The following is a 15,913-nucleotide window of genomic DNA, read 5'->3' as shown; positions in this document are numbered from 1 at the left end:
TAACCAACGGCGTCCGATTCGCCCCGTTCGGCATCCGGTCGAGGAGCTCGACCGGATGCCAGAGAGTTGCTGAATGTAGCGCTCGTCACAAGCGGGGGCAGCGGAATTCGCGGCGGCTCGGCCTGCCCGCACGGGTCTCGCCGGGGCGCAGGGAGATACCGGCGGGGGTGTCTGCTGTGATGGAGCGGTGCCGCAGTTCGTGCCGATCACCCAGGACGGCCTCGCCGATCTGCTCGTCGATCGGCTCCGCGCGCTGCCGGGCCGCCGCGTGATCGCCATCGACGCGTCCGACGCCGCACAGCCCGTCGCGTTCGCCGAGCGCGCCGCCGAAAGACTGCGCGGGACAGGACGTTCCGCCGAAGTGATCGCCCTGCACGACTACGTCCGACCCGCCTCGCTGCGCATGGAATTCGGTCGTGAGGACGAATTCTCCTATCGCACAGCGTGGTTCGACTACGACGCGGTCCGCCGCGAGGTGGTCGACGCGCTGCGCGAGCACGGCCGCTGGCTGCCCGCGCTGTGGGACGAGGCCGCCGACCGCTCGGCCCGCGCGGCCGTCCGCGCCGCGCCCGCCGACCTGGTGCTCTTCCTAGCGGGTCCCATGCTGCTCGGCCGCGACCTGGTCTTCGATCTGACGGTGCGCCTCGACCTCAGCGAAGCGGCGCTGCGACGCCGCACACCGCGGGACGAACACTGGACCATCCCCGCGCTGCTGCACTACGACCGCGAGAATCCCGAGGTACCAACGTTTTCGGTGCGCTGGGACCATCCCGACCGCCCCGCGCTGAGCCGCACCTGAACCCCGCGCGCGTCCCCATATCCGTTGCACCGCATGTCGAATCAGCTGGCCTCACCGCCGGAGAACGAACACCCGGCCGCTATGCGCGACCGGGTGTGGTTGGCGGACTGGCGGTTCGGCCGTGTTCGACGAGTGGCACACACAGCGGTAGCGGAGCTTCCGCCACCCCCGACTTTGTGTGCCACTCGCCCGCCGAGGCGTGTGCGGCACGATCCGCGCTCCGGCGGATCAGCGCTGTCAGGCGCAGGCGGCCGACTGCTGGCCGAGGTTGGTCAGCATCCCGCAAGCCCACGCCTTCTGGACCTTCCAAGTGCCGTCCTCGGCGACGAACGGCACGTCCGCGATGTTCTCCTGGTTGTTCAGCACGATCTTGGCCTTGGCGTTGATGGTGTCGCCGAAGGCGGTCACCTCCGTGACCACGACGCTCGCTCCGGTCTGCTGGTAGGCCTGTGCCAACCGGCCGGGCAGCTCGGGATCGGCCTCGGCGCCCTGGATCATCTCCAGCTTCTCCTGGTTCGGCACCGCCGGGTCGAGCGCGCGCTGTAGCTGCGCGTTCAACTGCTCCACCGTCGGCACCGGCGGCACGTTCGCGGCGGTGGCCTTGGCGCTGGTGGTGGTGCGGGTCGGCGTGGTCGCGCTCTTGTCGTCGCCGCCGCACGCCGTCAAGCCCAGCGCGGCCGCGACGGCCAAGCCCGCGATCGCGATTCTTCCGGTGTTGCGAAGCTTCAACTCTTGGTCCTTTGCGTTCGACTCGGTCGGCATCACCGGCGACCCGTAACTGTTCGCCGTGCCCCGAAACCTACTCAGCGGCTCTGTGGGAACTCTGAGATCGCCGTGTGGCGGTTCGAAGAGTCGAGTCGCGAACGCGAAACGCCCGCTCCCTGGCTTGCGGCCAGGGAACGGGCGTCACGAAAAACCAAGCGTCGCTGGTTCACCAGCCGCGTTCGGCGAGCCGGTGCGGCTGGGCGATCTCCTCGACGTTGATGCCGACCATGGCCTCACCGAGGCCGCGGGAGACCTTCGCCAGCACGTCCGGGTCGTCGTAGAAGGTGGTGGCCTTGACGATGGCGGCGGCTCGCTGCGCCGGGTTGCCGGACTTGAAGATGCCCGAGCCGACGAACACGCCCTCGGCGCCGAGCTGCATCATCATCGCGGCGTCGGCCGGGGTGGCGATGCCACCGGCGGTGAACAGCACGACCGGCAGCTTGCCGGTCTCGGCGACCTCGCGGACCAGCTCGTACGGCGCCTGCAACTCCTTGGCCGCGACGTAGAGCTCGTCGGCGGGCAGTGCGGCGAGCTTGCGGATCTCCTGGCGGATCTGACGCATGTGGGTGGTCGCGTTGGACACGTCGCCGGTGCCCGCCTCGCCCTTCGAGCGGATCATGGCCGCGCCCTCGGTGATGCGGCGCAGCGCCTCGCCCAGGTTGGTGGCGCCACAGACGAAGGGAACGGTGAAGTTCCACTTGTCGATGTGGTTGGTGTAGTCGGCCGGGGTGAGCACCTCCGACTCGTCGATGTAGTCGACGCCGAGGCTCTGCAGGATCTGCGCCTCCACGAAGTGGCCGATGCGGGCCTTCGCCATGACCGGGATGGAGACGGCGCCGATGATGCCCTCGATCATGTCCGGGTCGCTCATCCGGGACACGCCGCCCTGGGCGCGGATGTCGGCGGGCACGCGCTCGAGCGCCATGACCGCGACCGCGCCGGCGTCCTCGGCGATCTTGGCCTGCTCGGGGGTGACGACGTCCATGATCACCCCGCCCTTGAGCATCTCGGCCATGCCGCGCTTGACGCGGGCGGTGCCGACGGTGTTGGTGGTCTCGGGCGTGGTCACGGCAAACTCCTGGGTCATGTGCGCCTATCAGGTCGCGCGGAACGAAACGACCTAATTCTAGGCGTGCCGAGAAAGCCACTTGATAGCCAGTTGAGGGCCACTGGACTGGTGGCGAGATCGGCCCGGGGCCAGCTCCGCGCGCCGTGACGCGCGCCACCCCTGGCCGAATCGACTTCCGGCTATCGGCGAACCCCGCGCAATCGAGCCCGGGCGGAATCCGCCGGACCGACCCGGCTCAGATCGGATTCACGACCAGTAGCTGCGCCCAGTATTCGGCGGCCGCCGGGCCCACGATCGGCAACAGGAAATCGAACAGCAAGTACGACATGGACTACCTACCTCCAACACCAGACAAGGACCGCCCCGCATCATCGAGGAGCACCGAATCCTGATACCCGCCGGGACGCGATCCAGTCACGAAGCTATCACGATCGTGAACCAGATCACAGCGCGCACGGCGGCGCTCAGCGGATGGAGCGGACCTCGGGGTCGTCGGAGCCCGCGGCGATCTCGGCGGCCTCGGGAAGCAGTTCGTCCAGGTGATAGGGGTAGACCGTCTCGCCGGAGCGGTCCAGGGTCGCGATGTCGGCGGGCGTACACCACTGGTGCCCCGTGATGGATCGGCGCTCGATCACCGTCAGGTTGCCCGGTTCGGGCGTGAAGGCGCGCACCCGCAGCACGAAGAACAGCTCCTCGGCGCGGATCAGCTGCCCGTCGAACGGGAACACCGCGACGCGCCGCCAGACCGGGCCGCGCAGACTCTCGGGATCGGCGCGATGCCCGGTCTCCTCCCACAGCTCGCGCACGGCAGCCGCGCGCAGCGACTCCCCCGGCTCCACACCGCCGCCGATCGTGAACCAGAACGAGACCGCCGGGGTCTTCGGGTCGTTGCCGCGCATCAACAGCACCCGGTCCTGTTCGTCGAGCAGGACGACGCGCGCCGAGGTGCGGATCGTGTCCACCGCGAGACCGGTCGAGGCGGCGGGCGTGGCGCGCTCGGTGATCTCGAAATAGGTGGGCAGCGGCGCGGTGCCGCCCAGGTGCAGCAGGCGGACCGGACGCCGGGTGCGCAGCGCGAGCGTGTCGCGGACCGCGTCGTTGTGGAAGCGCCGGGCGATCAGCACCCTGGCCTCGGCGTCGGCGAGTTCGGCGACCAGCTGCGGGCGCAGCTGGGCGATGTCGACGGCCGAGAGCGCCGAGGAGAGCTGGTTCTCCACCGTCTCGCGTTCCGCGCGTCCGGCGCGTTCGGCCCGATCGGCCAGGGTGGACAGACGTTTGGCCTGATCGGCTGAAGCAGGGTCGGAGACCGGACCCGCGATCGCCATCGCCACCGCCCGCGCCACCACCGCCCGCCTGGCCAGCGCCGAGTCCAGCGCCTGCCACGACTGGTCGGAACGCACGTGCAGCCGGTCCAGCCGATTCGCCGTGGAGTAGGCCCACAGACCGATCGCGACGACGACCGCAGCGATCAGCGCGAGAACGAGAACCGTTGTGGCCGAGAAGGTGATCATCCGGCGGCCCGCACCCGGGTGTCGCCGATGGTGACGGTCTCGTAGACCCGCAGGATCTGCTCGGCGACCACCGGCCAGTCGTATTCGCCGACCACCTGATTGGCGGTGTGCACCAGCGATTCCCTGCGCACCTCGTCGGTCAGCACGGTGTCCAGCGCGGCCGCGAGCCGCGCCGAATCCCCGACCGGGACGAGCATGCCCGCGGTGCCGTCGCGCAGCACCCTGCGGAACGCGTCGAGCTCGCTGGCCACCACCGCCGTGCCCGCGGCCATGGCCTCGATCAGGATGATGCCGAAGCTCTCACCGCCGAGGTTGGGCGCCACGTAGACATCGGCGCTGCGCATGGCCGAGGCCTTGTCCTCGTCGGAGACCTGGCCGAGGAAGCGCAGGTGCCCGGCGTTCGGCCCGGCCTCGCGCCGCAGCCGCTCCTCGTCGCCGCGACCGACGATCAGGATCTCCACGTCGGGGTGGCGGCGCACCAGCTCCGGCAGCGCGCCGAGCAGCACCTCCATGCCCTTGCGCGGTTCGTCGTAGCGTCCGAGGAACAGCACCGTGCCGCCCGCGCGCGGATAGCCCGGCAGCATCGGAGCGCGCGCGAAGGCGGCCACGTCGACGCCGTTGGGGATCTCCACCGCGTCCGAACCGAGCGCCTCCACCTGCCAGCGTCTGGCCAGCTCCGAGACGGCGATCCGGCCGCTGATCTTCTCGTGGTAAGGCCGGAGCACACCCTGAAAAGTGCTGAGCACCAAAGACTTCGTGGTCGAGGTGTGGAACGTCGCGACGATCGGGCCCTCGGCGATCTTGAGCGCGAGCATGGACAAGCTCGGCGCGTTGGGCTCGTGGATGTGCAACACATCGAAATCGTTGCCGTCGATCCAGCGGCGGATCCTGGTGTAGGCCATGGGGCCGAACGAGAGCCGGGCCACCGAGCCGTTGTAGGGAATCGCCACCGCGCGTCCGGCGGAGACCACGAACTCCGGCAGCGGGGTGCTCTCCGAGGCGGGCGCGAGCACGCTCACCCGGTGCCCGCGTTCGATGAGCACCCGCGCGAGTTCCACCACGTGCGCCTGCACACCGCCGGGGACGTCGAACGAATAGGGGCACACCATGCCGATCTTCACGGCGCCTCGTCTCCTCCACCCTGCGCTTTTCCACCCTGCGCGGCGAGTCCGCCCTGCGCGGCGGCGATCCTGGCCCGGCGTTCCTCGGACAGGTCGCTCTCCCACAGCGGTTGCAGCATGTGCCAGTCGGCGGGGTGCTCGGCGATATTGGCGGCGAAACGGTCGGCCAGCAGCTGCGTCGCCGCCTGGACGCCACCCGAGACATCCAGCCGCTCTTCGCATTTCAGGCCCCAGGCCTCCTCGCCGTCGGCATCGACGGTGAACCAGGCGTGCACCGGTATGAGCGCGGCGCCGGTCTCGATGGCCAGCTTGGCCGCGCCCGCGGGCATCCAGGTGCGCTCACCGAAGAAGGTGACCGGCACCCCGCGGCCGGTGAGATCGCGCTCACCCATCAGGCAGACGATCTTGTTCTCCCGCAGGCGCTCGGCCAGCACGGCGAACGGCGGCTGCTCGCCCCCCGTCAGCGGGAACACCTCGAAACCGAGGCTCACCCGGTAGGCGACGAAGCGCTCGAACAGCGACTCCGGCTTCAGGCGCTCGGCGATCGTGGTGAGACCGCCGTAGTTCTGGACGCACCACACTCCGGCCATGTCCCAGTTCCCCGAGTGCGGCAACACCAAGAGCGCGCCGCGCCCCTCGGCCAGCGCCGCGTCCAGGTGCTGCAGTCCGCCCACGGGCAGCCGCGACGACTTGCCCAGGGCCGCGTGGTCCATCGTCGGCAGCCGGAACGCCTCGCGCCAGTACCGCGCGTAGGAGCGCATGCTCGCGCGGATCAGATCGTCGGGCACCTGCTCGGGCGGCACCCCGAGCACGCGGGCGAGATTGCGCCGCAATTGGATCGGCCCACCGTTGCGCGCCGCCCGCTCCCCGCCCCAGTCGAACACCCGCCGGGCCGCGCCTTCCGGAAGCGCCCGGACCAATCGCCAACCCGCCGCGTAACCGACGTCGCTCAATCGTTCCCCGATACTCACCGTTCCCCCGATTCCACAGCACCGACGCTACGACCGAAAACCCGGACCGGTGCGCGGAGTCTCGGTGCGCTCACCGCGCCTCCTGCGGCGCGGCGGGCGGGATGACCTCGCGCGCCCCGGGCGAATTGCGCACCGCGAGCACGCGCTGGAACACCGTCACGATGCTGAGCACCGCGAGGATCCACATGGCCACGTGCACCGCCCAGGTCAGCCACTCGATGCCCCAGTGGCCGCCGAGACCGGTGAATCCGGCGCCGACGAGCACGATGATCAGCCGGTCCGGGCGCTCGATGATGCCGCCGTCGGCGGACAGGCCGCTCGCCTCGGCGCGCGCCTTGGCGTAGGAGATCACCTGCGAGGTCACCAGCACCACCAGCGTGGCGAAGAACAGCCACTTGTTGTGCTCGTGGTACACCGCCCACCAGGCCAGACCGCCGAAGATCGCGCCGTCGGCGACCCGGTCGCAGGTGGCGTCCAGCACCGCACCGTATTTCGTGCCGCCACCGCGCGCCCGCGCCATGGCGCCGTCGAGCATGTCGAACATGACGAACAACCAGATCACCATGGTGCCCCAGAACAGGTGACCGGTCGGGAAGAGCGTGACCGCGGCCGCGATCGAGGCCGTGGTGCCGATCAGGGTGACGGCATCCGGGGTCAGGCCGGTGCGCACCAGCGCCTTGCCCAGCGGAGCGGTGGCCTTGGCGAACGTCTCGCGGCCGAAGAAACTCAGCACCGGCTACACCCGCGCCCGGTCGATTCGGACGGACGACGCACAGCGGCGGTTGCTCACTCCGTTTCCTTCCACGCGGCGGCGAGCAGGGCTCTGGTCTCGCGCAGCAATTGCGGCATCACCTTGACGCCGCCGACCACGGTGATGAAGTTGGCGTCGCCGCCCCAGCGCGGCACGATGTGCTGGTGCAGGTGGTCGGCCAGCGAGCCGCCCGCGACCCCGCCGAGATTGAGCCCGACGTTGAAGCCGTGCGGGCGCGAGACGCTCTTCATCACCCGGATGGCCCGCTGCGTGAACGCCATCAGCTCGGCGCTCTCCGCGTCGGTGAGGTCCTCCAGGTTGGCCACCCTGCGGTAGGGCACCACCATCATGTGCCCGGGGTTGTACGGGTACAGGTTGAGCACCGCGTACACCAGCTCACCGCGGGCGATGATCAGGCCGTCCTCGTCGGACATCTTGGGGATGTCGGTGAACGGGTGCCCGGTGGCGTCCTTCGGGCGGGATCCCGCGGCCTCGGTGATGTAGGACATCCGGTACGGCGTCCAGATGCGTTGCAGCCGATCGGGATCGCCGGCGCCGATGTCCACGATGTTCCCCTGCTCCGTGTCGTCCAGGTCGGCGAGCCCGTCCGCGGTCATGCCCCACCCGCCGCGACGATCTCGAACCCCTCGGCGGTCGGCGAGGCGTTCTCGCGCCGCGTGATCCACGCGACGATGGTGGCCACCGCGTCGGCGACCGGCACCCCGTTGACCTGGGTGCCGTCCCGGAAGCGGAAGCTCACCGCGCCGGCGTTCACGTCGCGCTCACCGGCGAGCAGCATGAACGGCACCTTCTGCGCGGTGTTGTTGAAGATCTTCTTCTGCATCCGGTCGTCGCTGCGGTCCACCTGGGCGCGAACGCCCTCGTCGTGCAGCAGCTCGATCACCCGATCCAGGTGCGGCGCAAAGGCTTCCGCGACCGGGATGCCGACCACCTGCACCGGCGAGAGCCAGGCGGGGAAGGCGCCCGCGTAGTGCTCGGTGAGCACGCCGAAGAAGCGCTCGATGGAGCCGAACAGCGCGCGGTGGATCATCACCGGCCGCTGCTTGGTGCCGTCGGAGGCGGTGTATTCCAGGTCGAAGCGCTCGGGCAGGTTGAAGTCGAGCTGAATGGTCGACATCTGCCAGGTGCGGCCCAGCGCGTCCTTGGCCTGCACCGAGATCTTCGGACCGTAGAACGCGGCCCCGCCCGGATCGGGCACCAGCTCCAGGCCGGAGGCCGAGGCGACCTTGGACAGGGTCTCGGTGGCCTCCTCCCAGATTTCGTCGGAGCCGACGAACTTCTCCGGGTCCTTGGTGGACAGCTCCAGGTAGAAGTCGTCCAGGCCGTAGTCCTTCAGCAGATCCAGCACGAAGCGCAGCGTGTCGGTCAGCTCCCCGTGCATCTGCTCTTTGGTGCAGTAGATGTGCGCGTCGTCCTGGGTCATGCCGCGCACCCGGGTCAGGCCGTGCACCACGCCGGACTTCTCGTAGCGGTAGACCGAGCCGAACTCGAACAGCCGCAGCGGCAGTTCCCGATACGACCGGCCGCGGGCGCGGAAGATCAGGTTGTGCATCGGGCAGTTCATCGGCTTGACGAAGTAGTCCTGGCCCGGCTTGCGAACGGTGCCGTCCTCGTTGAGCTCCGCGTCCAGATGCATGGCCGGGAACATGCCTTCCCGGTACCAGTCCAGGTGGCCGGAGACCTCGAACAGGTGCCCCTTGGTGATGTGCGGGGTGTTCACGAACTCGTAGCCCGCGGCGACGTGGCGGCGGCGCGAGTACTCCTCGAGCTCCTTGCGGATGATGCCGCCCTTGGGGTGGAACACCGGAAGACCGGAGCCGAGCTCGTCGGGGAAGCTGAACAGGTCCAGTTCCAGGCCGAGCTTGCGGTGGTCGCGGCGCTCGGCCTCGGCGAGCAGGTGCAGGTGCTCGTCCATGGCCTCCTGGGATTCCCAGGCGGTGCCGTAGATGCGCTGCAGGTCCTCGCGGTTCTGATCGCCGCGCCAGTAGGCGGCCGAGCTGCGGGTCAGCTTGAAGGCCGGGATGAACTTGGTGGTCGGGATGTGCGGGCCGCGGCACAGGTCGCCCCAGACCTTCTCGCCGGTGCGCGGGTCCAGGTTGTCGTAGATGGTCAGCTCTTTGCCGCCGACCTCCATGACCTCCGGGTCGTCGATGCCGGACTTGTCGCTGATCAGCTCGAGCTTGAACGGCTCCTCGGCGAGCTCGACGCGGGCCTCGTCGATCTCCACGACGCGACGCGAGAAACGCTGGGCGCCTTTGACGATCTTCTTCATCCGGGATTCCAGCTTGGCCAGATCCTCGGGGGTGAAGGGCCGGTCGACGCGGAAGTCGTAGTAGAAGCCGTCCTTGATGGGCGGGCCGATGCCCAGCTTCGCCTCGGGGAACTCCTGCTGCACGGCCTGCGCGAGCACGTGCGCGGCCGAATGCCGGATCACGCTGCGCCCGTCCTCGGTGTTGGCGCCGACCGCCTCCACCTCGACGTCGGTGTCCGGGGTCCAGGACAAGTCCTTGAGCGCGCCCTCGGCGTCGCGCACCACGACGATGGTGTCGGGTCCCTTGGTCGGCAGACCCGCCTCGCGCACCGCGGCGCCCGCCGTAGTCCCGGCCGGCACCCGGACGAGGGTGGCTGGGCTGATCGGGGCTGAGGTCGTCACGGCGGCGCTCTCCTTGGCGTTCTCGTGGGCGGGCCTGTTCCCGCGCGTCGGCGCCGGGCGGCAATCGCCCGGCGCGACCAATGCTAGCTGTCCCGCCGTCCCTCGATTCGCGCCGGTCGCGAGCGCCTCGAGCGTGGCGTCACGAGCCGAGTGCCACGTCCCCGGCCGGGTTCTCGGCCTATCCGGCGCGGGGTCGGTGTGCGCGCGAAACCCGCTGTCACGGCGGGCTAGCTGGTTGTCGGCGTGTCGGCACCCATCTTGCAGGACATCCGGCCGGGCGCAACTCGAATACCGCCGCCGCGAGGCGGTCGGATCAGGACCCCGCGGCGAGCTTCGCCAGCAGCGCCTCGCGGTCGGCGGCGGGGCGTTTGGGGCAGCTCGTGCACATCTCGCAGCCCGGGATCTCGAAGACGAGGCAACAGGAGATCCGCCGGACGAAGGTGCGGCCGCCGATCTCCACGAAACGCGGCACCGGCAGCTTCCCGCCCACCTGGGCGGCGAGTTCGGCTCCCGCCGCGCCGTCGCCCGCGTCGAGGGCGCGGTTGCCCATCGCGTCGGCGGCGATCGCCCACAGCGCGGGCACACCCGCGCCGGAGACGGCCGCGACGGCCGGGATCACCACGGCTAGGGTCTCCCGCAGCACGGCCGCGGACCGCGCCGCGTCGGGAGCGTCGCAAGCCGCGATGCGGACGCGTTCGACACCACCGTCGGGCCGGATCTCGCAGTCGATGCGGTCCAGCGCCGGTTCGGGCGGCAGCTTGCCGGTCGCCGCAGCGCGCGCCAACGGCTCCACGAGCGCGGAGGCGACCATGCACCACCACAGCGTGCCCGCAATGCGAACCGAGGAGGTGCCCCAGGACCGGCCCATCTCGATGATCCGTGCCGTCAGCCACTCCGGTGACGTGAGCGTCGCGCCGGGGACCGTGCTCACCACTTCAGGGGACTGCGCAACCATTCCGCTTCGACTCCGATCCAGCCGCCGACCAACTCGTACGTACCGAGCACCCAGAGCGTCCCGACCACCAGCAACGCGGTGGCCAGCGCCGCGGTCGCCCGCATGGCCAGGCCCCGCGCGGAGTACCAGGCCATGCCCTGCCGATACTTGTCTCGCAGCCAGGTCAGCGCCCGGCGCGCCCAGGCGAATTCGGTCGCGAGAATGCCGAGTCCGGCGAACACGATCGCCCAGCCGGGACCGGGATACGGAATCGCCAGGATGCCGAGGGTCAGCACCAGCACGCCGATCACCGCGACGCCGATCCGGTAGGCGAGGTTCAGCGTAGGGCGGGTGGCCACGCCGGTACGAAAGGCGCGCCACCCGGTCGGCTCGTCGGTCGGTCTCTGGTCCAGATCGGCACTCACATCACTCAGCGTACGAGAAAGCGAGCGGCGGGAATCGCCCTCCGATGCTGGCAAACGCAGAGAAAACCCGCGGGAGCCGCGAGGGCGCCCGCGGGTCGTCCCCGCTTGTCGATCAGACCAGCTCGGGCACGGGACGCTCGTCCACGTCATCGATGTGGGCGAGACCGTCGATCGTCACCTCGACGACCCGCGCGTTACCGATGTCGAAGAACAGGCCCGACACCCGCACGCCCCGCTCGATCACGGCTCGGCGCACCGCCGGGTGGCGGTGCAGCGTCTCCAGCTGCAGCGCGACGTTCACCATGCTCAGCTGGTCCACCTCGCCGTAGCCCGCGGCGCGCGCCGCCTCGGCGACCGGGTGGCCCGCACGGAACTGCTCCAGGCTCGGGTGCGCGTGCGCCAGCCACGGCCCGATGCCGGGACCGACGTCGGCGCCCGAGTACAGCGCCTTCATGGCGCCGCAGGACGAGTGACCGCAGACGACCACCGAACGCACGTTCAGCTCCTCGAGCGCGAAGACCAGCGCCGCCTCCACCGAGGCGTCGCCCGTCTCCGGCACCAGGTTGCCGACGTTGCGGACGGTGAACAGGTCGCCGGGCCCGCTGTTGGTGATGACGTTGGGCACGATGCGCGAGTCGGAGCAGGCCAGGAAGAACGAGTGCGGGTCCTGCCGGTCGGCCAGGCCGTCCAGGTGCGGGCGCACCACGTGGGCGTGGCTGCGGTGGAAGGCGGCGACGCCCGCGGCCAACGGGTTGGGGTGCTTGTCCTCGCTGCGCCACGGCCCGAGGATCTCGTCCCACACCGCGCGGCCGAAACCGCGTGCGGGCGGCCCGGTCAGCGCGTCGGCCATCCGCGCCGAGCCGATCTCCACGAACTCGACGCTGCCGCCGCCGTGTTCTTGCTGGCGCACCCACTCCTCGATGGCCTCGAAGGCGGCGTGGTCCAGGAAGTCGACGGTCATCTCGACCGTCACGTCGGCGCCCGCGGGCACCTTCGCCAGCTCGGCCGAGAGCTTGGGCAGCGCGAGGAAGGTGCAGGAACCGTCGATGCTGACCAGCCAGCGCTGCGACTGCGGGATCTGCTCGGCGGTGATCGCCACCCGCACCACGCGCCACAGCAGTAGGCCGAAGGCCAGCAAGAGGCCGATCAGCACGCCCTCGAGCAGGTTCAGGAAGACCACGCCGAGGATCGTCGCCGCGTAGACGAGCAGATCGCCGGTGCGGCGGGCCAGCTTGATGTGCGCCAGCTTGACCAGCTGGATGCCGATCACGATCAGCAGACCGGCCAGCGCGGCCTTCGGGATCTGCTGCACGACAGCGGTCAGCGCCACCGAGAACAGCAGGACCCAGACGCCGTGCATGATCGCCGAGGCGCGGCTGCGCGCGCCCGCCTGGACGTTGGTGGCGCTGCGCACGATCACGCCGGTGACCGGCAGGCCACCGAGCATGCCGGACAGGACGTTGGCCGAACCCTGGCCGATGAGCTCCCGGTCGAAGTTGGTGCGGCGGCCGTTGTGCATCTTGTCGACCGCGACGGCCGAGAGCAGGCTCTCCACGCTGGCGATCAGCGCGATGGTGAGCACCATGAGCGCGACCGCGGACCAGCCGCCGTCCGGGATCTGCGGCAGGCCGATGGCGTCGAACAGCGAGCCGTCTAGCACGATGCGCTCGACCTCGGTCGGCAGCACCATCGACAGCACCGTGCCGATGAACACCGCGACCAGCGGGCCGGGCACGACCCGGATCTTCTCCGGCGCGTACTTCCAGCCGAGCATCACCGCGATCACCACGGCGCCGACCAGCGCGTCACCGCCGTGCAGCGACATCAGCTGGCCGGGTAGTTCGGTGATGTTGTTCCAGGCCGAGCTGTGCGACGACCCGCCGAGCAGCACGTGCACCTGCTGCAGCGCGATGGTCACACCGATGCCGGCGAGCATCGCGTGCACCACGACCGGTGCGACGGCCAGCGCGGCTCGCGCGATTCGGCTGAGCCCGAAGATGATTTGCAGGATGCCCGCGGCCACCACGATGAAGCCGGTGACCTTCCAGCCGAACTTGTCGATGGATTCCGCGACGACGACGGTCAGGCCCGCGGCCGGACCGCTCACCTGCAGAACCGAGCCGCCGAGGGCGCCCGCGACGATGCCGCCGACCACGGCGGCGATGAGGCCGGCGAGGACGGGCGCGCCGGAGGCCAAGGCGATGCCGAGCGAAAGCGGCAGCGCGACCAGAAAAACCACGATCGAGGCGGGCAGATCGTGGCGCAAGACGGATGTCAGACGATCGGACAGATTGCCCGGGCCTTTGCCCGGCACACGTGGGGACAGCGGTGGAGCCAGATCGCTCTCGACAGCCATGACTTCTCCTTCGCCGACTCGACGCCGCGGCGTCGAGGTCGGTTGACGATCAACATGTCCAGCAGGGCAATAGACCGCGAACCGGCATCTCGCGGTGAAGCAGTTCTCGACACGGCACTGGGCCGAGATGTAAACCCGTTCAAGGGTATTGGTAAAGACTTAGCAAAGCCTGAGAACTGCGGTAGAAGTGGCGCTTCCCATATGATGTTTTCGATGTGAAATCGTTCACATCGCCGTCGAAATACGCCGTCCGGCAACCCCTTCCGTTCGCGACCGCGACCCGCCGCCGCGGGATCGGACGGGCTCGGCCGTGACATCGCGGTCCGCATCGTCGAATTCCGCGATCCCGTCCACCCGAACCTCGATGACCCGCGCGGTCGCGATGTCGAAGAACAAGCCCGAGACCGCCACCCCGCGTTCCTCGATCCCTTGGCGCACGGCGGGATACGCGTACAGCGTCTCCAGCTGCACCGCCACGTTGACCATGCCCAGCTGGTCCACCGCACCGAACCCGGCGCGCGCGGCGGCCTCGGCGACCGGATGCCCGAGCCGGAACCGCTCCAGCGCGGGCCTGGCGTGAGCCAGCCAGTCCCCCAACCCCGGACCGGCCTGCACCTCTCGATGCAGCGCCTCCATCGCGCCGCATCCGGAGTGCCCGCACACCACCACCGCGCGCACGTCCAGCTGTTCCAGCGCGTAGACCAGCGCGGCCTCGACCGAGACGTCGCTGCCGCCGACCGGCACCAGGTTGCCGACGTTGCGAACGGTGAACAGGTCGCCGGGGCCGCTGTTGGTGATGACGTTGGGCACGATCCTGGCGTCCGCGCAGGTCAGGAAGAACGAGTCCGCGTCGTGGTGGTGGCGAAGACCGTCCAGGTGCGGGCGCATGAGGTGCGCGTGCCCGCGGTGGTAGGCGGCGATGCCCGCGGCGATCCGGTCCACCCGGTTGCCGGTGCGCCGCCACGGCCCGATCACCTCGTCGAGCACCTTGCGGGAATGTCCGCGCTCGGGCGGGCCGTGTACGACGGCCGCCATGCGCGCGGCGCCGATCTCGGCGAAATCGACTGCGGCGCCGGCGTCTTCGCGCTGGCGCGCCCAGTCGGTGATCAGTTCGTAGGAGGCGTGGTCGAGGAAGTCGACCATCATCTCCACCGTCACCGGGACGCCGGGCGGCACCTTGGCCAGCTCCGCGGTGAGCTTGGGCAGCGCGAGGAAGGTGCAGGTGCCGTCGATGGTCACCACCCAGCGCCGCGCGCCCGCCACCGGCTCGGCCAGGATCGTCACCCGGACCACCCGCCACAGCAGCAGCGCCACCGACAGAGCGAGCCCGATCGCCATGCCCTGCAACAGATTCAGGAAGACGACACCGAACACGGTCGCCAGGTAGACCGCCAGGTCGCCGTTGCGTCTGGCGAGCCGAATGTGCGCCAGCTTGATCAGTTGCACGCCGATCAGGATGAGCAGCCCGGCCAGCGCGGCCTTTGGTATCTGCTGGACCAGACCGGCCAGCGCTACGGCGAAGACCAGCACCCAAAGACCGTGCAGGACGGTAGCGGCCCTGGTCTGCGCGCCCGCGTTGGCATTGGTGATGCTGCGCACGATCACCCCCGCGACGGGCAGTCCGCCGAGCATGCCGGAGGTCATGTTCGCCGCGCCTTGGCCGATCAGTTCGCGATCGAGGTTGGTTCGATGGCCGGGGCGCGCCTTGTCCACGGCCACCGCCGAAAGCAGCGTCTCGACGCTGGCGATGAGCGCGATGGTGATCATCGCGACGCCCACCGCGAACCAGCCGCCCGCGGGGACAGCGGGCAGTCCGATGGCGTCGAACAGCGAGGCGCTCAACACGATTCGATCCACGTCACCCGGAAGACACAGCGACAACAGCGTCGCCGCCACGACCGCCACCAAAGGACCCGGCACCGCGCGCAACGTGCGCGGCAGGAAGCGCCAAGCGATCAGGATCGCGATGGCCGCCAATCCGACGCAGAAGTCCCCGTGGTGCACCGAGACGAGTTGGTGCGGCAGCTGGACCAGGCTTTGGAACGGTGAACTCAGCGACGCGCCGCCCAGCAGCACGTGCACCTGTTGCAGCGCGATGATCACGCCGATGCCCGCCAGCATCCCGTGCACCACCACCGGCGCGATGGCCAGCGCGCCCCGGGCGATTCGACTGAGCCCGAACAGGATCTGCAACACACCGGCCCCGACGGTAATGAAACAGGTTGCCGCCCAGCCGAAATGGTGCACGCTCTCGGCCACCACCACGGTCAGGCTCGCCGTCGGCCCGCTGACCTGGACAGCAGAACCCCCGAGCAGCCCGGCCACCACGCCGCCGACGACCGCGGCGATCAGACCCGCCGCGACGGGCGCGCCGGAGGCGACCGCGATGCCTAGCGAAAGAGGAAGTGCGACAAGGAAAACCACGACGGAGGCCGGGACATCGTGATGCAGGATCCGAACGAGCTGCGACGTCCGTGGTGCGGGATCGGTGTCGGTCGACATAGTTCTCCTTCGCCGTCTCGGCGGCAGCCGATCCG

At 69.8% G+C, this 15,913-nt stretch carries 13 protein-coding genes; 1 reads left to right on the top strand and 12 read right to left on the bottom strand.

The window, feature by feature from the left end; all coding sequences use genetic code 11:
• The first annotated feature begins 187 nt into the window (after window positions 1-187).
• Entirely contained in the window at window positions 188-799 is a 612-nt protein-coding gene (locus tag ABZV58_RS09370; RefSeq protein ID WP_354999643.1) for a hypothetical protein, read from the top strand.
• Window positions 800-1,036: 237 nt separating this feature from the next.
• Here the strand turns inward: ABZV58_RS09370 and ABZV58_RS09365 are convergent, their stop codons facing one another.
• From ABZV58_RS09365 to ABZV58_RS09310, 12 genes are all read right to left on the bottom strand, one after another.
• Window positions 1,037-1,528: a hypothetical protein gene (locus tag ABZV58_RS09365; protein WP_354999642.1), complete on the bottom strand. Its 492-nt coding sequence runs from the start codon at window positions 1,526-1,528 to the stop codon at window positions 1,037-1,039.
• Between the two features lie 202 nt (window positions 1,529-1,730).
• Window positions 1,731-2,651 (bottom strand): pyridoxal 5'-phosphate synthase lyase subunit PdxS, encoded by a 921-nt coding sequence (gene pdxS, locus ABZV58_RS09360; RefSeq protein WP_067779814.1) that lies wholly within the window; start codon window positions 2,649-2,651, stop codon window positions 1,731-1,733.
• A gap of 446 nt (window positions 2,652-3,097) precedes the next feature.
• Window positions 3,098-4,141 (bottom strand): NUDIX domain-containing protein, encoded by a 1,044-nt coding sequence (locus ABZV58_RS09355; RefSeq protein WP_354999871.1) that lies wholly within the window; start codon window positions 4,139-4,141, stop codon window positions 3,098-3,100.
• Window positions 4,141-5,265 (bottom strand): glycosyltransferase family 4 protein, encoded by a 1,125-nt coding sequence (locus tag ABZV58_RS09350; protein WP_354999641.1) that lies wholly within the window; start codon window positions 5,263-5,265, stop codon window positions 4,141-4,143. The genes ABZV58_RS09355 and ABZV58_RS09350 overlap by 1 nt, the downstream gene beginning before the upstream one ends.
• Window positions 5,262-6,236 carry a phosphatidylinositol mannoside acyltransferase gene (locus tag ABZV58_RS09345; protein ID WP_354999640.1) on the bottom strand — a complete coding sequence of 325 codons (975 nt, stop codon included), beginning with the start codon at window positions 6,234-6,236 and terminating at the stop codon, window positions 5,262-5,264. The genes ABZV58_RS09350 and ABZV58_RS09345 overlap by 4 nt, the downstream gene beginning before the upstream one ends.
• 70 nt (window positions 6,237-6,306) lie before the next feature.
• Entirely contained in the window at window positions 6,307-6,969 is a 663-nt protein-coding gene (gene pgsA, locus ABZV58_RS09340) for a phosphatidylinositol phosphate synthase (protein WP_141809774.1), read from the bottom strand.
• Window positions 6,970-7,022: 53 nt separating this feature from the next.
• Window positions 7,023-7,604, bottom strand: a complete 582-nt coding sequence (locus ABZV58_RS09335) for an HIT domain-containing protein (protein ID WP_354999639.1) — start codon at window positions 7,602-7,604, stop codon at window positions 7,023-7,025.
• Window positions 7,601-9,661: a threonine--tRNA ligase gene (gene thrS, locus ABZV58_RS09330; RefSeq protein WP_354999638.1), complete on the bottom strand. Its 2,061-nt coding sequence runs from the start codon at window positions 9,659-9,661 to the stop codon at window positions 7,601-7,603. The genes ABZV58_RS09335 and thrS overlap by 4 nt, the downstream gene beginning before the upstream one ends.
• A 313-nt stretch (window positions 9,662-9,974) precedes the next feature.
• Entirely contained in the window at window positions 9,975-10,592 is a 618-nt protein-coding gene (locus ABZV58_RS09325; protein WP_354999637.1) for a (2Fe-2S)-binding protein, read from the bottom strand.
• Window positions 10,589-11,020, bottom strand: a complete 432-nt coding sequence (locus ABZV58_RS09320) for a TIGR02611 family protein (RefSeq protein WP_354999636.1) — start codon at window positions 11,018-11,020, stop codon at window positions 10,589-10,591. Before ABZV58_RS09320 ends, ABZV58_RS09325 begins: the two co-directional genes overlap by 4 nt.
• Before the next feature lie 112 nt (window positions 11,021-11,132).
• Window positions 11,133-13,376, bottom strand: a complete 2,244-nt coding sequence (locus ABZV58_RS09315; protein WP_354999635.1) for a bifunctional SulP family inorganic anion transporter/carbonic anhydrase — start codon at window positions 13,374-13,376, stop codon at window positions 11,133-11,135.
• Window positions 13,377-13,601: 225 nt separating this feature from the next.
• Window positions 13,602-15,878, bottom strand: a complete 2,277-nt coding sequence (locus ABZV58_RS09310; RefSeq protein WP_354999634.1) for a bifunctional SulP family inorganic anion transporter/carbonic anhydrase — start codon at window positions 15,876-15,878, stop codon at window positions 13,602-13,604.
• Between the last annotated feature and the right edge of the window lie 35 nt (window positions 15,879-15,913).

This window comes from Nocardia sp. NPDC004654, assembly GCF_040609595.1.
Classification (GTDB): domain Bacteria; phylum Actinomycetota; class Actinomycetes; order Mycobacteriales; family Mycobacteriaceae; genus Nocardia.
Note: the sequence above shows the minus strand (reverse complement) of the source record. Positions and strands in the feature narration are given on the sequence as shown.